This window comes from Salinispora pacifica DSM 45544 (genome assembly GCF_000378845.1).
GTDB classification, from domain to species: domain Bacteria; phylum Actinomycetota; class Actinomycetes; order Mycobacteriales; family Micromonosporaceae; genus Micromonospora; species Micromonospora pacifica.
The window spans coordinates 1-23,771 of record NZ_KB905360.1; the positions used below are offsets into that span (position 1 = coordinate 1).

24 protein-coding genes and 2 pseudogenes are annotated in these 23,771 nt (G+C 68.8%); 22 read left to right on the top strand and 4 right to left on the bottom strand.

Annotation, left to right across the window (positions count from 1 at the left end; genetic code table 11):
- The 6 genes and pseudogenes from SALPAC3_RS0124485 to SALPAC3_RS0124515 all read left to right on the top strand — a co-directional run.
- Positions 1-329, top strand: a pseudogene (locus SALPAC3_RS0124485) (hypothetical protein); the annotation flags it as partial.
- A gap of 1,117 nt (positions 330-1,446) precedes the next feature.
- The gene (locus SALPAC3_RS0124495; protein WP_026185870.1) at positions 1,447-1,752 is read left to right on the top strand and encodes a hypothetical protein; all 306 of its coding nucleotides are present in this window, start codon (positions 1,447-1,449) and stop codon (positions 1,750-1,752) included.
- Positions 1,749-2,150 carry a hypothetical protein gene (locus tag SALPAC3_RS0124500; protein WP_018223805.1) on the top strand — a complete coding sequence of 134 codons (402 nt, stop codon included), beginning with the start codon at positions 1,749-1,751 and terminating at the stop codon, positions 2,148-2,150. Before SALPAC3_RS0124495 ends, SALPAC3_RS0124500 begins: the two co-directional genes overlap by 4 nt.
- A 365-nt stretch (positions 2,151-2,515) precedes the next feature.
- On the top strand, positions 2,516-4,153 hold the full coding sequence (locus tag SALPAC3_RS0124505; RefSeq protein WP_018223806.1) for an RCC1 domain-containing protein: 1,638 nt from the start codon (positions 2,516-2,518) through the stop codon (positions 4,151-4,153).
- A 253-nt stretch (positions 4,154-4,406) separates the two neighbouring features.
- The gene (locus tag SALPAC3_RS0124510) at positions 4,407-4,691 is read left to right on the top strand and encodes a hypothetical protein (protein WP_018223807.1); all 285 of its coding nucleotides are present in this window, start codon (positions 4,407-4,409) and stop codon (positions 4,689-4,691) included.
- On the top strand, positions 4,688-4,984 hold the full coding sequence (locus tag SALPAC3_RS0124515; RefSeq protein ID WP_018223808.1) for a hypothetical protein: 297 nt from the start codon (positions 4,688-4,690) through the stop codon (positions 4,982-4,984). The genes SALPAC3_RS0124510 and SALPAC3_RS0124515 overlap by 4 nt, the downstream gene beginning before the upstream one ends.
- 74 nt (positions 4,985-5,058) lie before the next feature.
- Here SALPAC3_RS0124515 and SALPAC3_RS28165 read toward each other — a convergent pair whose 3' ends face one another.
- From SALPAC3_RS28165 to SALPAC3_RS0124530, 3 genes are read right to left on the bottom strand one after another with little or no spacing between them, the layout of a single operon-like run.
- On the bottom strand, positions 5,059-5,418 hold the full coding sequence (locus SALPAC3_RS28165; protein ID WP_018223809.1) for a hypothetical protein: 360 nt from the start codon (positions 5,416-5,418) through the stop codon (positions 5,059-5,061).
- 19 nt (positions 5,419-5,437) lie between these two features.
- On the bottom strand, positions 5,438-5,992 hold the full coding sequence (locus tag SALPAC3_RS0124525; RefSeq protein WP_018223810.1) for a cysteine hydrolase family protein: 555 nt from the start codon (positions 5,990-5,992) through the stop codon (positions 5,438-5,440).
- A 4-nt stretch (positions 5,993-5,996) separates the two neighbouring features.
- Complete coding sequence (locus tag SALPAC3_RS0124530; RefSeq protein ID WP_080635276.1) at positions 5,997-7,130, bottom strand: helix-turn-helix domain-containing protein; 1,134 nt, start codon at positions 7,128-7,130, stop codon at positions 5,997-5,999.
- 747 nt (positions 7,131-7,877) lie between these two features.
- Here SALPAC3_RS0124530 and SALPAC3_RS0124540 point away from each other — a divergent pair.
- From SALPAC3_RS0124540 to SALPAC3_RS0124615, 15 genes are all read left to right on the top strand, one after another.
- Complete coding sequence (locus tag SALPAC3_RS0124540) at positions 7,878-8,186, top strand: WhiB family transcriptional regulator (RefSeq protein WP_026185872.1); 309 nt, start codon at positions 7,878-7,880, stop codon at positions 8,184-8,186.
- Entirely contained in the window at positions 8,183-8,860 is a 678-nt protein-coding gene (locus tag SALPAC3_RS0124545) for a GGDEF domain-containing protein (protein ID WP_018223813.1), read from the top strand. The genes SALPAC3_RS0124540 and SALPAC3_RS0124545 overlap by 4 nt, the downstream gene beginning before the upstream one ends.
- The gene (locus SALPAC3_RS0124550) at positions 8,857-9,354 is read left to right on the top strand and encodes a hypothetical protein (RefSeq protein WP_018223814.1); all 498 of its coding nucleotides are present in this window, start codon (positions 8,857-8,859) and stop codon (positions 9,352-9,354) included. The genes SALPAC3_RS0124545 and SALPAC3_RS0124550 overlap by 4 nt, the downstream gene beginning before the upstream one ends.
- Positions 9,354-9,848, top strand: a complete 495-nt coding sequence (locus tag SALPAC3_RS0124555) for a hypothetical protein (RefSeq protein ID WP_018223815.1) — start codon at positions 9,354-9,356, stop codon at positions 9,846-9,848. Before SALPAC3_RS0124550 ends, SALPAC3_RS0124555 begins: the two co-directional genes overlap by 1 nt.
- Entirely contained in the window at positions 9,845-11,683 is a 1,839-nt protein-coding gene (locus SALPAC3_RS0124560) for a DUF2637 domain-containing protein (protein WP_018223816.1), read from the top strand. Before SALPAC3_RS0124555 ends, SALPAC3_RS0124560 begins: the two co-directional genes overlap by 4 nt.
- Positions 11,684-11,739: 56 nt before the next feature.
- Positions 11,740-13,203 carry a hypothetical protein gene (locus SALPAC3_RS26475; protein ID WP_026185873.1) on the top strand — a complete coding sequence of 488 codons (1,464 nt, stop codon included), beginning with the start codon at positions 11,740-11,742 and terminating at the stop codon, positions 13,201-13,203.
- Between the two features lie 79 nt (positions 13,204-13,282).
- Complete coding sequence (locus SALPAC3_RS0124570) at positions 13,283-15,505, top strand: hypothetical protein (protein WP_018223817.1); 2,223 nt, start codon at positions 13,283-13,285, stop codon at positions 15,503-15,505.
- Between the two features lie 117 nt (positions 15,506-15,622).
- Entirely contained in the window at positions 15,623-16,105 is a 483-nt protein-coding gene (locus SALPAC3_RS0124575) for a hypothetical protein (protein WP_018223818.1), read from the top strand.
- Positions 16,102-16,560 (top strand): hypothetical protein, encoded by a 459-nt coding sequence (locus SALPAC3_RS0124580; RefSeq protein WP_018223819.1) that lies wholly within the window; start codon positions 16,102-16,104, stop codon positions 16,558-16,560. Before SALPAC3_RS0124575 ends, SALPAC3_RS0124580 begins: the two co-directional genes overlap by 4 nt.
- Positions 16,561-16,577: 17 nt before the next feature.
- A complete protein-coding gene (locus SALPAC3_RS0124585; RefSeq protein WP_018223820.1) occupies positions 16,578-16,829 on the top strand; it encodes a DNA translocase FtsK in 252 nt (83 codons plus the stop codon).
- An 87-nt stretch (positions 16,830-16,916) separates the two neighbouring features.
- Positions 16,917-17,171: a hypothetical protein gene (locus SALPAC3_RS0124590; RefSeq protein ID WP_018223821.1), complete on the top strand. Its 255-nt coding sequence runs from the start codon at positions 16,917-16,919 to the stop codon at positions 17,169-17,171.
- Positions 17,172-17,736: 565 nt separating this feature from the next.
- Positions 17,737-20,091: a hypothetical protein gene (locus tag SALPAC3_RS29005; RefSeq protein WP_232430582.1), complete on the top strand. Its 2,355-nt coding sequence runs from the start codon at positions 17,737-17,739 to the stop codon at positions 20,089-20,091.
- A gap of 138 nt (positions 20,092-20,229) precedes the next feature.
- Complete coding sequence (locus tag SALPAC3_RS0124605) at positions 20,230-21,585, top strand: helix-turn-helix transcriptional regulator (protein ID WP_232430583.1); 1,356 nt, start codon at positions 20,230-20,232, stop codon at positions 21,583-21,585.
- Between the two features lie 259 nt (positions 21,586-21,844).
- Positions 21,845-22,411, top strand: coding sequence for a hypothetical protein (locus SALPAC3_RS26345; RefSeq protein ID WP_018223826.1), 567 nt, complete (start codon positions 21,845-21,847; stop codon positions 22,409-22,411).
- 10 nt (positions 22,412-22,421) lie between these two features.
- Positions 22,422-22,634 carry a hypothetical protein gene (locus tag SALPAC3_RS0124615; RefSeq protein ID WP_018223827.1) on the top strand — a complete coding sequence of 71 codons (213 nt, stop codon included), beginning with the start codon at positions 22,422-22,424 and terminating at the stop codon, positions 22,632-22,634.
- A 139-nt stretch (positions 22,635-22,773) separates the two neighbouring features.
- On the opposite strand, the gene SALPAC3_RS28170 is transcribed toward SALPAC3_RS0124615, so the two are convergent.
- On the bottom strand, positions 22,774-22,947 hold the full coding sequence (locus tag SALPAC3_RS28170; RefSeq protein ID WP_018223828.1) for a hypothetical protein: 174 nt from the start codon (positions 22,945-22,947) through the stop codon (positions 22,774-22,776).
- 489 nt (positions 22,948-23,436) lie between these two features.
- Between SALPAC3_RS28170 and SALPAC3_RS29010 the strand changes: the two are divergent.
- A pseudogene (locus SALPAC3_RS29010) lies at positions 23,437-23,771 on the top strand (hypothetical protein); the annotation flags it as partial.

A 23,771-nucleotide genomic window follows, 5' to 3' on the forward strand; every position in this document is an offset into this window, starting at 1 on the left:
TGGACGAGCGTGCCGCCGTCGTGGCGATCGGCACCAGCCTGCAGGAGTCGAAGCTGGAGAACCTGGGACACCTGGGTGACCGCAACGACCACGACTCGCAGGGCCTGTTCCAGCAGCGCCCGTCCTCCGGCTGGGGCACCGTGGAGCAGATCACCGACCCCGAGTACTCCACCACCGCCTTCCTCAACGGTTTGAAGCAGGTCGAGGGCTGGCAGGACATGCCCCTGACCGAGGCCGCGCAGACGGTGCAGGTGTCGGCGTACCCGTTCCACTACGCCCAGTGGGAAACCCAGGCCGCCGACCTGGTCGCCGAGCACTGGACCAGCTGACCCCGGCACCACCACCAGACCTAACCCTCAAGGGGGAAAGAAACTGTTGGCCGGCACCCGACACGGGTGCCGGCCAACAGCCGTATCCGGGGTCATGTGCCGTGGGCTGGCACGGCTACGACCACCGGCCTCGGGTAGCGTGATTGACCGCCAGTGTCTCAACGCTCCCCAGATTTCAGGCATCTCTCCCCAGAGTCCCCCCAGATTTCAGGCGTCTCTCCCCAGAGTCCCCCCAATCTCGTGCGATGTATTGCACCGACTTGATGTCTACCGCCTGTCCTATATGGTTGTCCGCGGTGCACTGCACAGATTTCTCTGTTCCGAGAAACAGGTCGGTACGCCCGCCCTGGCGCGTCGGGCGGACGCCCGGCCTCTGCATCTCAGGGACGGTGACGAGTGTCAACGCACCGAAAGGGGCCTTCGGGCCCGAGGAAGTACCGACGGGCCACCACCAACAGGTGGCGGGATGTCGGAGAGTGGGCGGCACTAGTACTCAAGGTGCTCGCCTACGCCACAGGTCTGGCGATAACCCTCGCCGGAAACGGATGCGGGCCCAACTGACAACCGTCAGCTGAGCCCACATCGACGGAAGGGCTCCGCCTTGACGCCCGCAAAGCTGGGGCGGGGCTCTTTCCAGCTACATCACGCTGTGATACCAAACTGGCACCACAGGTGGTACCAAAAGGTACTCCCTTTTGTATAAGTAAACAACTCCGGGTTGTCTACTTCCGTCGCCGCCATTTCGTCTCCTCCCGCGGCCCTAGGTCAGTCGCCGTCGGTGGCGGAGTCGTCTGGCCGGGCGGCGAGGTCGGCGGCGATGACGCGGCGCAGGTCGGGTACCGCCGGCAGACCCGGTGACGACACGTGGCGGACGAAGGAGAGCATCAGCGAACCGTGAAGTCCTGGATACCCAGCGCGCGGAAATACGCCTCCCGCAGCGCCGCCTCGTCATCGCCGACCGCTGGGCCAGCAACGCGTCCACCGCGATACGGATCAAGGTATTCGCCGTGATGCCTGTGAACGCCACCCGACCCATCCAACTGATCAACGCCACCCTCACGCGCCTGGATGGGTGATGCACCGCACTCCGGATGTCATACGAGAGTAGGCTAGCGGTATGACAAAGCGTCGAGTGACCATCTCCGTACCCTCGGACGTGGCCGAGACTCTGGAGCAGCAACCCAACGCCTCCGCATACGTCACCGAGACTGTGCGGGCTCGCCGGAACTTCGAGCAGTTCCGCGATCTAGTGGCCGAGGCCGGCGTGCACCTCACCGAGCAGGGCATGGCCGCAGCGCGAGCCCGCCGACTGGCTGTGGAAGCCGAGTGGACCCCAGAGCGGGTGGCGGCCCTACGCGCGCGGGTGCGTGACCACATGACAGCCGAGCTGTCCAACGGTGACCAGCAGGCACCAGCCGCGTGAGCCTCGACGACGACCCTCCAGGCACGGTCACGCTCGTGCTAGACCGCTCAGCTCTGCTGGCCTACCCCTACTCGATGCACGTGGCCGAGCCGATAGGCGAGGTCATCCGAGACGGAAATCGATACGGCGTTACCGACGTCACCGTCGCCGAGACGCTGACGCTGATGACCGACCCCAAACAACGCGAACACCTACACCGACTGCTACGCCAGCAGTCCTGCGCAATGCTCCCCACCAGCGGCGACTGGTTGGAACTGTCCTACTGGCGCGGCCTGACCGGCCGCATCGACCTAGCCACCACAGTCATGGCATCACTGGACAACGGAGGAGCCTCAATCCTGACCGGAGAGGGAACCCGCTACGGCGAGCACCTGCCGGTCATCCACATACCGCAGTGACCTCGCCCACCAGGTTGCGTGGCAGCTAGGCCTGCTCTCCTATCCACCGCACACCAGAACCCAGCAAGCTCACCCGCGAACTCGCCACGGCGTTGGCCCGCACTGGGCAGCGGAGCCTGGCTGTCGACATGGATCCGCAGGCAAATCTGGCCTGCCGCAGATCCCGATGAGTCGGCCTGGGCGCGGTGCCGGGACTACTTCCGGTCCCTTTCCCCGGGCACCCGATTCGGGTGCCTGCCAACAGCCGCATCTCGGGTCCTTCGTCACCTGAGCCTGTTTCGTTCGCTTATACCTTGCGACGGGCGAGATTTTCGGCAAGTTGGTAGGGGCAAGTGGCGAGTTTCTGGACCTGCAAGGTTGCGGACGTGGGAAGAAGCTGGGTCCGGCCCGCGGATCTGCGGGGGCTGTTCGCGGTGTTGCTGATGTTGGCGATCATGCTGGGCATAGCCTCGGTCGGCGCGGGGGGTGTGCTCGCGCAGAGCGCGCCGTCGGCGGCAGCGGGCCCTCCTGGTGCCGGCCTGGCCTGGGGCTTCAACGATTCCGGCCAATTGGGTGATGGGACCACCACCACCAGCAGCACTCCTGTTGCCGTGGATATGCCGTCCGGTACCACGATCACCGCCGTCGCCGCCGCCGTCGGCCATAGTCTGGCGTTGACCTCCGCCGGCGCCGTGCTGGCCTGGGGCCTTAACGACCTGGGCCAGTTGGGTGATGGGACCACCACCACCAGCAGCACTCCTGTTGCCGTGGATATGCCGTCCGGTACCACGATCACCGCCGTCGCCGCCGGCGGCTTCCATAGTCTGGCGTTGACCTCCGCCGGCACCGTGCTGGCCTGGGGCTTCAACGCCTTCGGTCAGTTGGGTGATGGGACCACCACCGACAGCAGCACTCCTGTTGTGGTGGACGTGCCGTCCGGTACCACGATCACCGCCGTCGCCGCCGGCGACTCCCATAGTCTGGCGTTGACCTCCGCCGGCACCGTCCTGGCCTGGGGCTTCAACGGTGCTGGTCAGTTGGGTGATGGGACCACCACCGACAGCAGCACTCCTGTTGTGGTGGACGTGCCGTCCGGTACCACGATCACCGCCGTCGGCACCGGCCGCTTCCATAGTCTGGCGGTGGCCTCCGCCGGCACCGTGCTGGCCTGGGGCTTCAACGCCTTCGGTCAGTTGGGTGATGGGACCACCACTAACCGCAGCACTCCTGTTGTGGTGGACGTGCCGTCCGGTACCACGATCACCGCCGTCGCCGCCGGCCGCAGCTATAGTCTGGCGTTGGCCTCCGCCGGCGCCGTGCTGGCCTGGGGCCTTAACGACCTGGGCCAGTTGGGTGATGGGACCACCACCGACAGCAGCACTCCTGTTGTGGTGGACGTGCCGTCCGGTACCACGATCACCGCCGTTGCCGCCGGCGGCTTCCATGGTCTGGCGTTAGCCTCCGCCGGCACCGTGCTGGCCTGGGGCTTCAACGCTGCTGGTCAGTTGGGTGATGGGACCACCACCGACAGCAGCACTCCTGTTGTGGTGGACGTGCCGTCCGGTACCGCCGTCGCCGCCGGCCGCTTCCACAGTCTGGCTATCGTCCCGCCGACATCAACCACAACCCTGCAGGTGTCCCCACCGGACCCGAAACCGAATCAGGACGTCACCCTCACCGCCACCGTCACCTGCACCACCGACACCCCCACCGGGAGCATCACCTTCCGCACCACCACCGACCTCGCCACCGTGCCCCTGGACCACACCAACACCGCCACCCACACCACCCGACTCCCACCCGGCACCCACACCCTCACCGCCCACTACACCAGCACCAACACCTGCCCCAGCGGCCAGTCCGAGTCCATCACCATCACCATCACCGCACCCGACGACCCTGACCTCCCCATCACCGGACCCAACCTGCCCACCACCATCGGCACCGCCACCCTGCTCATCCTCACCGGCGCCGCCCTGGTCCACCTCACCCGCCGATACCGACCAACGCACCACCCGCACTGAGCGAGGTGTTGTTGGTCGGCTCCCTTCGCGATCAACTGCTCATCCGTGTCCGCAGCCACCGGCTCCACGGCCGGCTGTCCCACGGTCGCCTCGGTCGTCATCTAGCGTCTTCCCTTGATCGGTCGATCAGCCGTTGGATCTTCCCCGACCGCAACGCACTGATCCGCCTCGTCGGCGCCGCTACCGGAGCGCCCGTTTCGCTAAGCACCCCGAACCCGAGGCCATCCGTATACAGATGTCATACACTGGTGGAGTGCCGGAGGAGTTTTACCAGTTCAGCGACGTCACGTATGAACGACTGGACGCCGCGGGCATCACCCCGATGTCCGTGCTCGACGTCCTTCACGGCGGCGGCTTCCAAGTGCGCCGCCACCTCGGCGCGGCACTGCAAATCGCCGGTCAGGACCGGGCCGGCGCCTGGATCGGCGTCGCGCTGATCGAACGCGGCGGCGACGACCACTACATCGTCACCGGCGCCCGCCGGCTCGACAACAACGAGATCAACGCGATCACCCGTATGAAAGGGGACCAGCCGTGAGCACGTTCGACGAGGCCAACGCCGCACTGGAAAGCCGCGACTGGTCCACCGCCCAGATCGATACCGCCCGACCTCGCGGCGTCAGCATCGTGCACTCCACCCGCATGAGCCACCATCTCACCGAGCGGCTGTTCGCCGAAGCGCAGCGACGCGACGTGACCCCCAGTGAACTCATCCGCGAGTACGTCGAGGCCGGACTCAGCACCGCCGAGAGCGGCAAAGAGGAAACCGTCACCATCCGCGTGGCCGACCTTCACCGCGCGATAGACACCGCAGTCAAACGCGCTGCGTGAGTAGCCCGAACACAGCCGTGGCGTCGTCGCTGCGCTTGTTACGAGGCCATCGAGTCCCGTCCGGGTCACTCCGCTCAGCGGCACGTACCTGGCGGATCAGCTCGGTTGCGCCCGCTGCCTGCATCAACTCCAGGACGCCAGTGATCCGATCGGGTGGCGGTCAGCTTCGGCTCGTATTCAGGGTGTAGACCCGCGACGTGCGGGATCGACGCCGCGACGGAGGCCGCCAGGCTCAACCGGTGAGCCCGGTCAACGATCGCCTCGCCCAGCTGGCCGACGAACCAGGCGACCCCATGAGCGCACCCGGTGTCTGTGCGGGCAGTCGCGCCGTCGAGCGCGCCGTCGAGCACGAGCACCAGGTCCTGGCTGACACGGACCCAGTCCTCGTTGCCCTTCTCAGCACTGGCCGGCTCGATTGCCGAGTCCAGTTCCATGGGGTCTCAGCGTGAGTTGCTATGCGGCTGGTGCCACCGTGCGGATCGGCAGATCAGCGGTGGTGATGAGCTGGCTTGCGCCGATGAAGCGCTTGGTTACCAGCAGACCCGCGTTGTGGGCTTCCGCGCCCGCGTGGCTTCCGCAGGCGTCAGTCAGCACCCAGGGTGTGAGGTCGCGCTCGAAGGCGTCAACGGCGGTCTTACAGACGCATGACTCCGTGGCGAGGCCGCAGATCAGAAGGTCGCGCCAGCCGCCGTTCTGGATGATGGCCTCGCCCTCGGGAGTGAACAGCGTGTATGCGGCCTTGTCCACCACAGCCGTGGCACGCGCGGCGTAGGGGGCCAGCTCGTCGACGATGTCGATCTGAGGAGAGTCCGTTAGCTGAGTCCAACGGATCAACCGTTCGTACGGTGATCCGGGGTGGTTGATGAACCGGCTGAACACCGTAGCCCCGCCAGCCTCCTGCCACCGGCGCACAAGGTCGGTCACGATCGGAACGACATGAGCAGACTTCTCCCGAACGAATCCGTGCTGCATGTCGATCACGACCAGCACGGAACTGGCGAGGTCCATGTCCTTAGCCTCCTGCTTCCGACTCGCGTAGAGCGTCGATCGCTGCATCCAACTTCGGTGACAGCTGGCTGGTCAGCAGTACCGCATCTCGCATGGAGTTGTGCTGTCCGCTCTCCAACGGGCGTGGAGCGGTCAGTCGTGACCGTATCGCGCGGAGGAACCGCCACGAATACTCGGCGGGCACCACAGGATCCCGGCCGGCCTCCACTTGACGCTGGATCTCGTAGGTGTAGCACCAGATGGCCTGCGTCAGCAGCTCACACGACACCAACTCGGTCATGTCGAGGGATCGCCGAGCCGAGACCGGGTGATAGGCGACCCCGGACCATGAGGCGTAGGCGATGGAGACGCCGCGCGCCCCGAAGGGCAGCAAGTCTGCTCGCTCAACGTTGTTGTCCCGCAGCAGCTGCCGCTCAACCTGCTCGGCCGCGCACACGGTCTCGACTGTGTCAAAACTCTGATTTCGGTCGAGCAACATTGAAGGCATGGTGAGCAGGCGCACTGCTGTGTCGAGCTGGACACCGGTCCACTTGGCGCGGGACAGCCAGTAGGTGGAGAGGACGTATTCCGTCTCCACGCACGTGCCGATCAAAGCCTGTAGCTGCTTGTCCGCCCAGGATCGGGCTACCGGGTACGACTGAGCGCGCCAGGCGGCCAACTCCCCCAACGACGGCAGTTCCAGCTCCTCAACGAGGTGCACCACGCCTACACCGAACGGCCATACGTACACGGACGCCGACCCCGCGGGGTGAGGCAGGCTAGCCTGCCAACAGTCCACCCATTGCCCGGTAGCAGGCGTCGCCTGATTCTGGAGTTTCTGCGCGCTCGCGCACCCGAGGTACGCGGGGATGAACTTGTGCGAGATGACTGCGTAGGTGGCCCTGCCGTCTGCGGAGACCACGGGAGCATCGAGGTGGCCGAACAGCTCGCTGGCCTCGACCTGGAACGCTTCGCACCACAGCCGGAGGTACATCGCGTCAGGGGTTTCAGTCGAACCCCGCTCGACACGGGAGATCTGCTTGACCACTGCTGAGATGTCTTCGGAGACGGGCAACTCCAGGCGGGCGCCGATGTCTTGGAACTCCTTGGCGAGCCTGCGTTGACTCCAACCCTTCTTCGTCCGCATCTCGATCGCCACGAGGTTGCGACGTGCCTGCGCTGGCACCCTGGTCAACCCTGTGGACACCACAGATGTCCTTTCATGTCCATCGCTGTCATCTAACAGAAGCTTGATCAGATGGGTGTGATGGAGGCCAGGAAGTACGACCGTCCTTTGACAACTCCATCGAAGTGCCCTCCCGGCATGGCTTGCCGGGGGTGGACTCTCAGTAGACCAATACATCGGCGCGCATACAACGCCGAAGTTGTCCTGTCGTACCGTACGGGTGTGACCACGTCTGCCGCCGACCCTTCGCAGCTGCCCACTGACTGGTGGACCGCCGATGATTGCGCCACCTATCTCGGCATCGGCCGTAGCACCTGGGCGTCCTACGTCTCTCGGGGGCAGGCCCCCGAACCAGGGCGCATGTTTGGCCGCTCGCCGGCCTGGCGCCCTTCCGTGGTGAAGGCGTGGGCGAAGAGCCGCCCTCGCCGCGGTCGCAACATCAAGTAGTCGCATAGTCGCACTTCTTGCCGTCAAGGCATGGCCTAACCAACACCGGCGTTGTAGTCTGCAACCCATAGACACAACGCCGGTGTTGTATTCGGAAGGAGTTTTTACAACGCCTGCGTTGTGCTAGAGATCAAAAGGAGGCTCGCTTGACCTCCAGAAACAGAGGGCCTTGGCGGATCGCACCCGCCAAGGCCCTGGACACCCCCTCAGCTCTGGAAGGAGATCGAGGTGTCAGTAATCAGCGTATCGGCTCCGCCCCCTCGGGCTGTAGCCGTGACTACGGAGTCGTCGTCTGTGCTGGCCAAGCGGAGGCAGGGCCGGGGTTTGTGCGCCCCGGACGGCAAGAAGTCCAGGGTCAGCGCGGTCAGCGATCCGTGGTTCCCGGTCACGCGAAATGAGGCGGATCTGGAAGCGCAGGCGCGCAAGGCGTGCAGCGGCTGCCCGGTGAAGGCTGAGTGCGCCGAGCTGGCGTTGCGGGAGGAGGCGGAGCTCCCTCCGGACTGGATCCAAGGGATCTACGGCGGTCTGGCGCCGCATCAGCGGATCGCGGCGATCCAGGCCCGTCGGGGGGCGGCCCGATGAAGGCGAAAGTGTTGCTGCCCACGTTGGGTGCGTTGTCACTGGTGGGGCATGTGTGGGCTGCGCGGGTAGCCCGGTCGCAGCGGGTCCAGCTGGTGCGGGCCCGTCAGGAGGCGGCCACGGATCCGTTGACGGGCCTGGCGAACCGGGCCGGCCTGCACGAGGCCCTGGCCGCTATGGCTGGTGAGCCCTACGACCTGGTGCTCCTGGACTTGGATGGGTTCAAGAAGATCAACGACGCCTTCGGGCACGACGCGGGTGACGCGGTGCTGGTGGAGGCCGCGAGCCGGCTCACTGCGGTGCTCAGCGAGGTCGACGGCGCGTGTGTGGCCCGGCTCGGCGGGGACGAGATGGTGCTGGTGTGCCCGTCGCCGGCCCCGATCGCGGGGATGCTCGGCGCCGAGGTGGTGCGGGCTCTGGCCGCGCCGATCACGGTGCCGGGCGGCCGGGAGCTGGCGGTGCGGGCCAGTGTCGGTGCCGTGTCAGCGATGGCTGGCGATGACCCGCTGCGGGTGCTGCGGGCTGCGGATATCGCGCTGTACAAGGCCAAGGCCAACGGCGGCGACTCGGTGGCTGAGTACGACCGGGCTGCGGGTTTGCCGCTGGTGGAGATGCGGCCGGTGGTGCGGTTGCGGGCGATGGCTGGGACCGCTCGTGTGCTGGGTGGTGCGGCATGACTTCCACGGTGGCTCTGGATTTGGCTGATGCGTTGGCGCAGTTCCGCGCGGGTCTGTCGGCGTTGACTGACGCCGGGTTGGAGCGGCGGGCGGCCGAGGTGGCGGCGTTGCCGGGCTGGTTCGCTGGCGAGCTGCGCCGGATGGTGGATGACGAGCGTGAGTCTCGCCGTACGGCACCTCGACCGGTGACGTCGGCGCGGTCGCGGGCGCTGCGGGTCGCGGCGGTGGTGGCGGTGGCGGGTGCTCCGGCGTCGGTTCTTGCCGGTCGGGCGATGTCGGATTACGCCGGTGAGGCGCCGCAGGTGCTGCTGTACTCGCCGGTTGTCGCGGTCGGCCTGGTGGTGGCTGTGGTTGGTGGCATCCGGCTGGCCCGTTGGGTTGGCGACCGCCGGTATCCCCTTGCGGTGGATGTGGCCGAGGCTGACCTGGACTCTGTTGGTCGGGAGCTGCTGGCGCAGGTCCGGGCCCGTCGCGCGGCGGGTGGTGAGAGCTGATGCCGACGCTACGGATTCCGACGCTCGCTGGTGTCAGCTTCCGCGCGACTGGTCGGTCGAGCATTCGCAGTGACCGGCGGGGCACGGTGGTGTCGTACACCGGCCGCCTGATTCTCAACGGCCATGAGGTGTTGTCGCCGGAGCAGGTGCGCGCTGATTGGGCCGCGCGGGGTGAGACGGCCCTGCGGGAGGCGGACCGCACTGAACACATCGACCCGGCTGGGCACGCCTGGGCCAAGGGCGTGTGCGGGGCCTACGCGACGGCGGTGCAGCTGCTCGACTCGTGGCTGGAGCAGTTTGGGCCGGCGGCGGGGCTGCCGCTGAGCGACGTCGTCGCGGCCATCAAGGTGGCCCGGGCGGCGGTGTTCGAGCAGGCACCGGCCGAGGTTGACGACCTGGGGCGGCTGAGCATCTCTGCGGCCACGGGCATGTTGCTCACGCTGGCCGGGATCCTGGCCGTGACGGCCTCCTACGAGTGGGAGGTGACGCGGTGACGGTGGTGCAGGGCGGCCCGGATTTGGGTCAGCTGGCGTTGCAGGACCGGCGGGTGGCTCGTGATTTGGCTGCTGCGGAGCGGGAGCGGCTGCTCGCTGAGCAGCGGATCGCCCGCGATGACGCGCAGGCCGAGCGTCGGTTGCGGATGCAGGACGGCAAGCTGCAACTCGCGGCCCAGCGGGACCGGGTGAAGGCTGATCGGGCTGAGCGGCGCCGTACGGAGCGGGAGGCTGCCCGGGAGGCGAAGCGGGCGCGCAAGCAGGTCCGTCGGGCGGAGCTTGGCGCGTGGGTGCAGCGGCGCGTGGAGTACGTGCGGGACAACGCTGCGGCTGTCTACTGCGGGCTGGTCTACGGGCTGGCCGTGTCTGGTGCGGTGTATGGGCAGGTCGACGCGGCCCGTGCGAGCGGGTTGCCGACGCCGGTCGGTGTGATCGCCGCGGTCGCGATTGAGGGCACCGGGTTGGCGATGGCGCTGACCGCCCAGCAGCAGCGACTCCGGGGCGAGCGGGCGACGGTGGCCCGGTGCCTGATCTGGATCTGCACGGCGGCGGCGGTGGCGATCAACGCGATTGGTCACGGCAGCGAGCCGGTGAAAGCGGTCGGGCTGAGCGCGCTCAGCGCGCTGGGGATCATCGTCTACGAGGTGCGGTCCGGGGCCAAGCACCGCAAAGCGTTGCGGGATTTGGGCATGATCCCGGAGCCGCCGGAGCGGTTCGGGTGGCGCCGGTGGCTGACCTACCCCCGGGAGACGTTCGCGGCGTGGCGGGTGGACGTGCGTGGCCGGCTCAGCCCGGGGGCGAAGGCCCTGATCGCGAAGGCCGACGAGCGGCGCGCGGCGAAGCAGACTCGGATCGAAACGCGGCGTGCGGCCAATAGAGCCCAGCTTGAGGAACGTCGTGGTGAGCGGCGCCAGGTAGCGGAGGCAGAGCGGGAGCGGAAGCGGCAGCAGAAGATGACCTCCGAGGTGGCCGGTCGTGCCCGTAAGGCGGCGCAGGCGGCGACCAAGAAGGGCGAGGCCGGTGCGGCGTTGGACGCGCTAGTGCAACTGGCACACACCGGCACACCGGCAGCGCTGACGGAAGCGGAAGCACGCACTGCTGCCGCCGAAGCGCGGGCGGAAGCGGAAACGGCCCTCCGGGTAGAAGCGGAAGCGGAAGCAGCGACCGCTACGCGGCGGGCGGAAGCGGAAACGGCCCTCCGGACGGAAGCGGAAGCGGAAGCGGTGACTGCGACGCGGCGGGCGGAAGCGGAAGCAATGCGCCGGGCGGAAGCGGAAGCGGAAGCAGCGACCGCTACGCGGCGGGCGGAAGCGGAAACGGCCCTCCGGACGGAAGCGGAAGCGGAAGCAGCGACCGCGTTGGGCGAGCTGCGGTCGGTGACTGCGCAGTCGTCGCGGACTCAGGGACAGCTCGACGCGGAGCTGGCCGAGGCACGCCGCCAGGCGCAGCACGCCGACGCCGAGTCGGTGCGCGCCGAGCGGGAGCTGCTCGTGGCACGGCAGGCCCAGAACCGGGCGGAGGCCCTGGCCGAGGCCGCCCGGCAGGAGGCCGCAGACCTGCGTACCGCGCTGACTCAGGCCGCCGCGGAGTCCGGCCGCCGGCCACGCCGTACTACAGCGTCGTCAAAGCCGGCGGCTGAGCCGGTGCTGTTCGACGGCCAGCCGGTCCCACACGTCGAGCGGGTCAGCCCGGAGACCGTGCGCGCGGTGTTGCAGGCCCGCACGGACCACCCCGACGCCACCCAACGGGAGCTCGCCGAGCAGGTGTCCACCTCCGAGCGGACCGTCCGCACGGTGCTGACCGCCGTCGCGGCCAAGGACGGCCGCGCCTCATAACAGCTCATAACTGTGGGTCGTGAGCTGCGAAAACGCTGATGGGAGGAGGTAGCGCGATGCGTAACGAGACGACCCTGGCGGAGCCTGAGGGCGGCCAGGTGGAGGCGGTGGAGATGCCGGAGCCGGATCTGTCGGTGATGGCCGAGCAGCCGGTGGAGGCGGCGGAGCAGCCGCAGGACAAGTCGGAAAAGGCGCAGGACAAGCAGGAGTTGACGGAGACGACGCCGGCGTCGGTGGGCCTGGTGGTGGGCCTGGTGGTGGTGTCGATTGTGGCTGCGGTGGTGGTGGCGATGTGGATGGTGTCGCCGCTGCTTGCGTTGCTGCTGGGGGCTGGGCTGATTCTGGTCGCGGTGCTGGCTGCCGGTGGGTGGCTGGCCTGGCAGCGATGGACGCGCCGGAGCAAGACCGGCCGGGACCGCTCGGGCCGGGACGGTTCCGACCGGTCCGGCAAGTCACCGCGAGGCCGGGGCAAGACCGACGGCTGGTGGCCGTTTAGTCGGGGTAAGAACACTCCTGCTGGTGGCAAAACTCCTGGTGGCGGGGGGAAGGCGCCTAAGGGTGGGGCGGCCCCGAAGGGCGGGAAGGCTCCCGGCGGGAGGCCGGCTGGTGGGGGCAAGGGCGGCGGCTGGTGGCCGTTTAGTCGGGGGAAGAACACTCCTGCTGGCAGTAAAACCCCTGGTGGTGGGGCTAAAAACCCTGGTGGTGGGGGCAAGGCCCCGGCCGGTAAGGCCCCGAAGCTGCCTAAGGCCCCCGCTTCTGGCGGTAGGCCGACCGGTGACGCGCGGCGTCGGGCCAGGACGGCGGGTGGGGCGGCGCTGTTGGGCCTGGTGGGGCTGGTGCGGGCGGCGCGTAAGAGCAAGTCCGGGGACCGCAAGTCCGGGGACAAGCCGGGCAAGGACGAGCCGAAGCCGCGCTATGCGCGGGCTACGCCGGGTGGGTTGGGGCCGGAGACGGTGATCGACGTGGACCTGGACGACATCGCCAGCCCACAGAGCAAGAGCCATCCAGGTAGCTCGACCGGGTCGGCCCGGTCGCATCGTTCGGCGCCGCGTACCGCGCCGTTTGACTCCGGGGCCGCCGCTGGCAGCGGGTGGTGGCGCCGGTCTGTGTCGACATCGCTGCATTCCACCCCACATGGGGTGAGTCCTGTTGGTGACCAGTTTGGAGGACCAGAGATGAGCACGATCACGACCAGCGGCAGCACTAGCGCTGACCAGGACGCGATGCGGGTAGCGAACCGCTACGCCGAGATGATCGAGAAGGCCGAGACGTTGCAGGCCCGGGCGTCTGCCTGCCGGGACGCGGCTGACCAGTACCGCCGTGACGCCCGGGACAACCAGGAGTCAGCGGAAAACCACAAGATGGCCGCCCGCACGATCCGCGACGTGAACGTGGCCCACGAGCACGCGGTGGCAGCGCGTGAGGCCGAGGCGGAAGCGGCGCGGGAGATCTTGGCGGCGCGGTTCTACGAGGCGCAGGCCGAGCAGTACGAGGCGGATGCCCGTTCGATCGGGTTCTGACCGCGCGGGGGCCGCGCCGCCGTTCGGCGCGGCCCCGCACCCCTAACCCCCTGACCAGGCACATCGGCAAGGAGGCGTCGTGACGAAGCGGCGAGCGGTAGGCATCGAGTGGAAGACGTTCTGGGCCGTTGTCGCACCGCTGTGCAGCGCGGTGTGGGTGGCGGTGTGGCTGGTCACCGGGTCCGCGGTGTGGATCGCCGGCCTGGCCACGGTGCTGCTCGCGGCGGCCGCGGCGTTCGGCGCCCGGATGCTGGTGCGGATCTCGCCGATGTTCGCCCGGCTGGGTGAGCCGGCGAAGGCCCGGATTGTGGGGTGGCTGGTGGCGGCGGTAACCGTCTACACGGGCTGGTCGATGCTGGCGTTGACGCTGCCGGACATGTGGCCGGTGTGGGCGCTGGTCCTGCCCGCGTTGGGTGGGAGCACGTGGGTGTTGGCGCGGGTGCATCAGTACCTGCTGCGGTACGCGCCGCCGCCGGCCCGGCCGGCTCCGGCCGCGGCGGCGTTGACCACGACGGCGCACGGCCAGTTGGCGCTGACCGCCGAGGATCTGTCGGGGCCGCGTGAGGGTGAGCCGCATCTGGCCTGGTTGCTGCGTCTGGCGGTGCGTCGGGCTGGTCTGGATTGGCTGCGGATCTCTGACCCGCGGATGGTCGGCCCGGCGGATCGGCCGTTCGGGGCGCGGGTGCAGGCGTGGGCGCCGATCGAGCTGCGCCGGGTGGTCAAAGGACGGGTCCGCGTGGAACAGGCCCCCCGGCTCGACGACCACGACGTGCGGCGTATCGCCCTGGCGCTGCGCGACATCACCCGCCGCGACATCGCCCCGGACTGGGTGAGCATCAGCGAGGACCCGGACCGGGTCGGCATCTACACGATTCAGGCCAACACCGAGGACGTCATGAAGAGAGTCCGCCCTTATCGGGAGCAGCCCGATGAGCTGGTCGACGCGTCCGGTCGGCCGGTGTGGCGGCGTCTGGCCGAGCCCTGCCACGCGTTGTGGGGCATGGACGGGATGCCGATCGGCGTGGACGTGGCCCGGCACGCCTGGATCCTCGGCGCGTCAACCGGCGGCAAGTCCGCCTTTATCCACCGGGAGTGGGCGGACGTGACCCGCTGCGAGGACGCGTTGATCTGGGTGGCTGGCACCCGCAAGCTCTACGACCTGGTGGGGCAGTGGCTGGAGCCTTACCTCGGCACGGACATGCGGCCGCCGCTGGACTGGGTGCGCGCGGACGCCGAGGGCGTGTTGCACATGCTCATCGCCGTGATGGAGATCGCCCGCTGGCGCCAGGACCAGCCGTTTAGCGCCCGCCGCGACTTCAAAAAGATCATGGTCTATATCGATGAGGGAAGCTTCGCGCTGAACACGAAGATCAAGCTGCGCTACGACGGGGCGGAGGTGACCGCCGGTGACATGTACGCCGAGTGCACCCAGGCCGTTGCCAGCGCGGGAATTTACCTGGTCGTGGCCACGCAGCGGGGGGTGCATCACGCGTTCGGTGACCGGGGCGGCGACGCCAGCGCGAACATCGGTCGGGAGATCGTGCTGATGTCCGGTGACGAGCAGGAGGCCGGCCGGGTCACCGGAAACTACAAGCTGCCCCCGTTGCGCCACCGCGGCGAGTGCTACGCCCGCCTGGGCGACGGCGAGCCGGTCCGGGCGAAGATCGAGTACGTCCAGACCAGCGACCCGTCCCGGCCGGTGCTGCATGATGGGCCGAAAGTTGACGAGATCGCCTGGAACCGGCGGCACCACCAGCGGGACCTGGACGCCGGATCGGCGCAGGCCGCCGGCCCTGTCTACGCCGACCGGCACCAGGTCGTCACCGAGGAGTACCTGGCCGACCTGCGCGGCGCCCGCGCCCGCAGCTCGGCACAGGCCAGCGCGCCCGCGCCCGAGCGCGACGCCGAGCAGGCCATGGCCTCAGCCATCACCTCGATTTTCGCCAAGCTCGGCGGCAAACCCGCCGCCGTACCCGCCCCTACGGAGCCGGCCGGCCCGACGGCCGAGCCGACGCCGTTGGCGGGGTACCGCACCCGCGCCGACCGGGTAGAGGCGGCGGTGCGTCAGATCTGGCGCACCACCAACGCCCCGGCCGGGCCGCGCGACATCCTCGCCGCGCTGCACGAGGCCGGTGACAGCACCGCCACGCCGCAGCTGGTGTCCAACGCGCTGACCCAACTCGCCCAGCAGGGCCGCATCACCCGGCCGCAGACCCCGGACGGGCGGGCAGCGACGGGGCAGTACCTGCCACCCGAGGCCGCCACCACCACGGCCACCACGGTTACGGCCAGTAATTCATAACCCGTCATAACCGCACGCCCCCTCCCCCCTGTGAGGGGCCCCTACGCAGGGGACAACCCCCTCCCCGGCCGCTGTTATGAGACCCCCTGTTAGGTCACCGTCTGTGAAGGAGTTCCCGTGTCCCGTGTCACCGAGCTGGAGTCCGAGATCGGCCGTCTGACCCGCAGCGCACCCACCGAGGCGCTCCAGCGGCGCATCGACGGCCTGACCGCCGAACTGATCGCCTGGCAGCTGTCCGGGGCGCGGATGCACGCCGCCGACGACGCCATCCGCGCCGCGGCCCGCCGCTGTCACCGCGCCCACACCGGCCGCCGCCGGTGGCCGGTCGTGGCCGGCGCGAGCGGTCTGCTCGGCACCGTGGCCACCGCCGGGCACCTCGCCGCCGACGGCGCCGGCCCCCCACTCATCGGCGGCGTGTTCCTAGCCACCGCCGCCATTGCCCTAGGACTGACCGCTGTTGACCGGGCCCGTGACGCCCGCGCGCTCGCCGCCGCCACCACCGACATGCACACCGCCCAGGCCCGGTACGCCGCCCTCGTCGACCGGCACACCCCCGCCATCGCGAGCCAGCCGCCCGCCACCACCCAGGAGGCGTCATGAGCCAGCCCGCAGCCCGCACCCACCAGCACGACACCGCCGTGCGGTGCTGCGACCACTGGCCACCAGCGAACCGGGTGACCACCATCGGCACCGTCTGGGCCGACCGCCGCCGCCTGGCCCACGCCGCCCGCTACACCGGCTGGCTCCTGCTCGCCCTGGCCGCCGTCGTCGCCGTCCACACCCTGCTACTACCGGCCACCACCGCGTGGGCCTCCACCCACGGCCCGTGGGGCTGGACCCTCTGGGCCGGCTGGGCCGCCGTGTCCCTCGCCGCCCTGCACCAGGGCGTACTCGCCCGCCGCCGCTCCCACACCGCCAGCTACGTCCTACACGCCGCCACCGTCACCGCGGTCCTGATGTCCATCGCCGCCGGCGGCGGATGGCCCCAGACGCTCACCGCCACCGCCGGCGCCGCCGCCGCATGGCTCATCGCCGTCCTCGCCGCCCGCCGCTAAACCGATAGGAGAACAAGATGAACCACCAGCCGATCCCACAAGACGAGCGACACCTACTGAGCGCCGCCGCCGAGCTGGTCGTGGACTCACAGTTCGGCTCCACCGCGATGCTGCAACGCAAACTGTGCATCGGTTTCGCCACCGCCGCATGGCTCATGGACACCCTGCACGAGATGGGGGTGGTCGGCCCCGCCGTTGATGGGGCTCGCGACGTCCTGATGCGTCCCGCCGACCTACTCCACCTGTACGCCACTCTCACCAGCCGCTAACACGGCGCGGGCGGCCCCACCGGCCTGGACAGCTCCCGGGGCCGCCCGCCACTCCCTAGATCCGCAACAGATGACAGGAGCTAACCCATGATGCACCGCCCGTTCGCCACCGACATCACCGGCGCGACCGACGAGTACCGGTTGGATGTCGTCTGCGATCCCGACCCCGACAACCCCCAAGCGATCGCATATTTCATGGCGATCACGATGGACGCGGCCTGCCACCAGGCGCAGCGGCTACTCGCCGCCGTTGACGGCCCGGCCGACCGCTACGGCGAGCTGTATGCCCATGACGGCGACGGCATCGCGCTCTACTGCGACACCATCCACCTGCCCGCGTGAGCATTCACCACCTACAGCCGGGCGGCCCGTTTCCGCGGGTCGCCCACGCGTGGATTCCTCTACCGCACAGCGATGTCCGGCTTGTACCAATATGTGCCTGGTTGTGGGACAGATCCATACAGGATATTGATATACCGGCGCGTGTTGGGTCTGCATCCAGCGTGCACGTGGACGTAAGATCACCGGGTTATCAGACTTTGAGGGAGCGCCTTCGCTCAACCCCTAATTCCAGACAGCAAGAGAGCCCCACACCCCGATTCGTTTGGCGGCGAGAAGGGTATGAGGCTCCAACAAGCTCGGAGGCAACAATAGCACCTGGCCCCGGGCTGGGTGCACTCTTGTCTTCGAACACGTTTTCTGCGTGTCGCGGTGACGCCCATCTGCCCCAGCCCTTCCCCTATGTCGTAGCGCAAGCTGCGGCCGTTTCGCCGTGGCACAAGCCGGCGGTGTCGCGATGAGTGGCGCGGTGGTGGCTGCGGAACGGGTGGTTGCGTCTGGGCACTGCCCGGTGTGCGCTGCACGTGGGCAGGCGGTCCTAGCTGCCCCGGGGCGTACGCGGTGCGTCGTGCACCTGGGCCTGTCGGTGGTGGCTGTGGAGGCCACCCGGGCGGGTCAGTTGCGGTTGGCGTTGCCGGATGTGGCGCGGGTGCCGCCGCTTACTGGTCAGCGGGTGCCGTGTGTGGACTGCGCTGCCGCCGGTGTGGCCGGGTTGGGTGTGTCACGCGATGGGCCAGGCTCGGCGCCGTTGTGTTTGGGGTGTTGGCGGCGCCGTCAGCGTCGCGCGGCGCGGCGGGGGTTGACGCCGGAGGAGTCCGGCTGGCTCGCGGAGCTGGTCGAGCGGTTGGCGTGTCAGACGTGTGGCGGGCCGGACCAGGTCGCGGTGGTGGATCTGCCGGTGGAGGTGGTCCGGAAGCGACGGTGGCGTCGCCGGCAGCGTCGCCGTGAGCTGCGCCGGCAGCGGCGGCAGGAGAGGCGGCAGAAGCGGCAGCGGGGGGAGAGTGGCCGCCGCCGTCAGGGGTGTTGGCGGTGTGGGGATGAGGCGTGGATCGCGTCGTCGGCCCGCGCGGCACAGGCCGCCGAGGCGGAACAGGCCGCCGCAACTCAGCGGCGTGTGGACGAGTTGCGGGTGGCGCATCGGGCGGCGGTGAGGCGGGTAGCGCGCGCTGAGCGGCGGCTGACCGGTGTGCAGGCGTGGCGTGACCGGGTGGAGGCTGTCATTGCCGCGATGCCGACGTTGTCGCGGACCGGGCCGCGGGGACAGCTGCAGCTCAAGCAGAGCCCCACAGGCCGCGCCCGCGCGGTGTGGCTGATCGCCGATTTCCTGGCGCGGGCGGCTGCGGATCGGGCCGAGCGTGGGGTGAGTGGCCGGGGCCGGCCGTCACAACATCCGTTAGTGGTCGGTGTGATGGCTGTTGCCGCGGATCCTGCCGCGGGCCGGCGGTCGATGGCCGGACTCGCCCCCACCGCGGCCCATGCCGGAGTGGCCGCCAGGACGGTCACTACCGCGTGGGCGTGCAGCGAGCGGGTTGGTGCCACCGTGCGGACGGAGGCGGGCCGGAACTGCTCTTTGGCCGAGCGGGAGGACACCGGGCTACGCCGGCGCCGCACCGTGTTTGATTTCGCGCCCCTGCACACCTCACCGTTCGACCCCACACCACACCTCGGGGAGGCAACCGCGGTGGTGGCCCAGCTGCTGCAGCGCGCCGTGCAGCTCGTCGACGAGCACCAGGACGCTGTGGCCGCCGCCCAGACCGCGGCGGCCGCCGCGCAGACCCAGCTGCTCGACGCCCACGCCACAGCGGCCGAACGCACCGCCGAGGACCTCCAGCTTCAGGCGAGTGTGAGCGCCGTATGGGTGCCCGATGCCCGCCAGGCGCTTATTACCGCTGTCGCTGCCCGCGGCCGAGCCAACCAGCCCACCACCACCTCAGCCGACCGGCACCCTCACCAGGCCGCCCACCCCACTGAGGACACCGTGCGCGCGGCGTTTGACCTCGCCAACCGCATGACCAATTTTTTCCACCCTCCCCGTATGGGGTTAAGCAAGAAATCTTCTTCCGGTTACAGGGGGTACCACTCCTTCTCAGCGTCAACGTCACTAGCCGCCGCACGACAACGGCCTGCCGGCCGGGGACAAAAACCAAACGGCGGCGCTTCGCGCCCAGCACCAACGAGGGGAGTGACCGGGCCGACATCGCCTACGCGTCCTAGGACGACCAACGGAGGGAGAGGCACACCACCGGCACATCCCCGCCGCTCAGCGGCTGCGGCATGGGCGAAACCCCTCGCCCGCAGCCTGGCTGGGCGGTGGGACTTCCTCGCCCAATTCCTGACCGACCATGGGGGTGCCGACCAGCGTGGCGCTGACCGCGAGCGGGGACGACGCATCGCGATGATCGCCGCCACCCTCGCACCCCGCCTCAGCGGGGACTGGACCGCCGACGACATCGTCCGCCTGGTCGAGCACCACGGCCTCACCGGCCGCTACGCCGAAACCCGCACCGTCATCCCCGCCGGCGACGCCCACTCCCCCCTGTCCTACCTCGCCGCAGTCCTCGATAGGGCCCTCACCAACCCCAACGCCGAGATATCCCACCCCTCACCCGCACGCGACACCGTTGACCGCGACCGCCGCGCCGCAGACCACGCCGCCACCCTCGCCCACACCACCGACCGCCACGCCGAATGGGCCGCCCGCGAACAGGCCCGCCAGGCCGAGCGCGCCGGGCCCGGCCACAGCCGCCACGCCGCCCTCGCCGCGGCTCGTGCCGCAACCCGCGGTGACCACACCGCCGCCCGCACCATCGCCGCAACCACACAGCCCGCCACAGCCACCCCGCAGCAGCACCGCACCACCGACGAGGACTGGCCGCACACCGCGCAACCCGGCTCCGGTCTGCCCGCCGGCCTCGACCGCTAATCCGGGCCGCGCATCAGCGGATTTTCCGGCATCTGACCAGCATGGTCATGCATCCAGAGGCGTGCGCTATAGGCAGCATATTTGCCATCTTCACAGTGTTGGGTACGCTGTAGATATCTACAGCGTGTCGAGTGGAGGATGGTAGCTGTGACGCTGCACAACTATGAGCCGGTGGGGAACGGGCTTCGTACGGATCATCCGGTGCCGGGTTTGCCCTTCGTTGACGATGCGCATATCCCGGTCGAGGATCGGCGGGCGGTAGAAGCTGTCGGTCGTAACCGCGGGAAGAACATGTGGGGGCGCACGGACAAGTGCGCTGATGGCGGGTGGGTGGCCTACACCTCGGACCCGAAGCGTCTGGACCTGGCGTGGTGTGTGCGTTGGCATCCGGAGCATGGCCGTTCGGTGGTGCTGTACCGCAACGCCGACTCGTCGGGCGCGTACATGACATTCATGAAGACAGCCCAGCTGTTCCGCGCCGGTGGCTACTGGTGGGACGGGGCTACCTGGTACCGGCCGGGGCAGATTTTCGACTGGGCCAGCGAAGTGCATGTGCAGCGGCAGGTTCCCGCTGCCTCGACAGTGACCGCGGCCGACATAATCACCGGTGGCCTAGGTGATCGGGCGCGCGTCCTTGGTGTCGAGGACGTCGACCTCGACGCCGCTTTGCAGGGTCCCTGGACCGCTCACCTCGCGGCCTGGGTCGCCACGCGAAGTGACACCTCACGAGCGTTGTCTCGTTGCGTGGTGCAGATGACAGCACCGGAGCTGGCTGCGGACCAGTTGGTTACGGTGACCGAGATGGCGGAGATCGCCGGACTGAGTCCGTCGACTCTGCGCGCCTACCTCACTCGTGGAGAGAGCACCGTTCCGACGCCGCAGGCGGTCGTGGGAGGCCGCAGCATGTGGGCGCGTGTCGTCGCCCAGGAGTGGGCCGAGCAGCGGCGTCGCTCTCCTGACGGGGCCGCCAGCGCTATGGCCGCCCACCGTGACAGCTCACACCTGTCCCTCGGCGTCAACGACCTGTGGCAGCAGTTCACGAACACCTTCGCCATGCAGATTCGGGAGTCACCTACGCTGCGCAAGCGTCTGGCGCTGCGGTGGCGCACCGAGGAGTCCGTGCGGGAGATCGCCACCGAGTTGAGTTGGACGGTGGCTGCCGACCTTGACTCCATCGTGCCTACCCATCTGCTGGCCAGAACGATCCGAGGCGCTGTCTTGGACGAGTTGGCGACGAGCCACCAGATGCACGGCGGCGAGCACGACTACACCATCTTCCAGGACGTGGCCGAAATGCTGGACTGGCTCGTGCGTCACGAGCCACGCCTGGCCGCCCGCACCATCACCGAAATCATCGGTGAGGCCGAACGCCGCCAAGGCATCCCAAGAGAGGCCGTGACGCAGGCGATCACCGACGCACTCCACCTCGACGGCGCGTTAGACGCCGCAGAATACGACGAGTTCCTAGAACGGGCACTACCACCAAGCTCCTGACACGGCCCGCGCACGAAGGAAGAAGGACATGGACGCGCAGGAACGTGAGCGAGTCGAGCGGGCAGTAGTCGCGTTCGCCTCCGCGATCACCTGGACCAATTGACCGCCACCGCCAGGCCCACGAACTTGAAGGAGAACCAGGTATGCCCTCCAGCCGCTCGACGTCCGCTGAGGACACCGTGCACAAGCCGGTTTCGATGCCCTGCCCCTCCGACCGCGACGCCGCCGAGCGCGCCGCCGCAGTGATTGAGGACGACAAATGAGCGGCCTGCCCGAGGACATCGCCACGCAGGTGCGCCAGATCGCCGAACAGCTCCACGACGTGCTGGTCAAGCAGATGGCCGTGGCCGACCCCGCGCCGGAGGCACAACTGTTGTGGCAGGCCGCGAAGCTGGTCAACACGGCCGCCGGTGGTCTGGACTACGAGACCGGGTCGCCAGCTGACCAGCGGTTCTCCCGCTGGTGGGACGTGGCTGACATGGGCTCGGACATCGCGGGCACGGCGATGGAGATCGCCGGGCAGGGCCTGGCGGTCGAGCACGCCGCCGCCGAAGCGGAATTGTTCGGATCGATGGACGCCGGATTTACCACGACCATGGGTACGGCGATCGTGCAGCTCTACCCGAAAGCTGAAGAGTCGACTCAGACGCTGACGGTCAACGCCGACGCCGACCCGCTACACCCGCTGACCGTGACCGCCGACAAGGGTACGGCGCCGACGCCACGCCCGTACACGGCAGCCAGCCTGCTGCGCGTCGATCACGCGATGCGCCGGCTCGGGCAGGCGCTCGGCGACGTCGTCGACCACCAGGACGACGATCTCTGAGAAGCGGAGAATGAAGATCATGACCGATGCCAACAGCACCGTCTACGACCAGTACCACCGGCCGCTTCCCGGCGGCGGGTTCACCTGCGAGCGGCTGCACTGTACTCACGTAAACGGCCGGGCCGAGCTGATCGAGCGAGACCTGGCCCAGGAGCTGGCCGACGTTGGCCAGGAGCCGCCGACCCCGGAACGGGATCGCACGCCCGGTCCAGCGCCGTTCTGAGCGACGCGCCATCGGCCTAGCCGGGCTGTCTACCTCGTTGTGGTGTTCACGCGCCTTGGCGGCGCGTGGCCCGGCCCTTGGCGGGCCGGGTGTCGGTGGCCGGCAGGGCGGCGACGGCGGGGTGGTCGGCTGGTGGCCTTTACCAGATGCCCGACTGCCGCCAGGTCCGCGTTGACGTCGACGCCGGCCGTTGCGCTGGACCGTCGATATCCAGGACGGCGACCAGGTCGACGGCCTCACCACCGAGCAGGTACAGGCCCTGCTGCGCCGCGAGGCCGGCCGGTAGCGAGCCGTCTACCTGTGGCCGGGCCACGCCCTTTGGCGGCACGTGGCCCGGGGCCCTGGACGAGTAGGGGGCAGGCTGTGCCGGTCTTCGGCGTATGCCGGTTGGACCCAGTCAGGTCTTCGACTGACCGGCCCAGCTGTACAGGGTGCTACGGATTTGGGCACCTGCAGGTGGGTATGGGTGGTGTGGTACCTGATTAGGCCGTCATCACTGATATCCACATGATGCCCATGTGGGGTGTGGTCGGGGGCGCGGTGGTGGCGGAATCCCGGCCGGCGTCGGGGCGTTACACCCTGCGTACGACCGAGGAAGCGACCCGCCCGTGGGGTGGGTGAGGCCCGGAATGACGGGGGCCCGCCGGTCGTTACACCTGGACCCGGCACCGTGTGTGTCCCCCGGACCGCGGTAGCCGAGGAACTTCCTTCCCCCTTTTCTGTTGAGCGCCGGACGGTGCTCGCACCCTGCGCCCCCCTTTTGGGTGCGTGTGGGGTGTCGACCCCCGAATGGAGCATTCTCATGAACACGATTCTGCGTCGTAGTGTGCTGGCCCTGGCCGCGTCCGCGACCCTGGGCGGAGCCTTCGCGGTGGGCGCCACGCCCGCAACCGCTGCCGGCAACCCGGACAAGGTGGCCGAGGCCTCGTCGTGGCTGCAGGAGGAACTGCTGAAGTTGCAGCCCGGCACGGCCGACGGCGGTGTCTACACCGACAAGCCCGGCTACCACAACACCCGCGTAGCCAACAGCCCCACCGACTACTCCGTCCTTGACGACAACGACCAGGGCGGACCCTCGGACAAGGCCGCCGCCTACGACTGGACCTTCTCGGAGGCCACCAACATCGCCGAGTACTC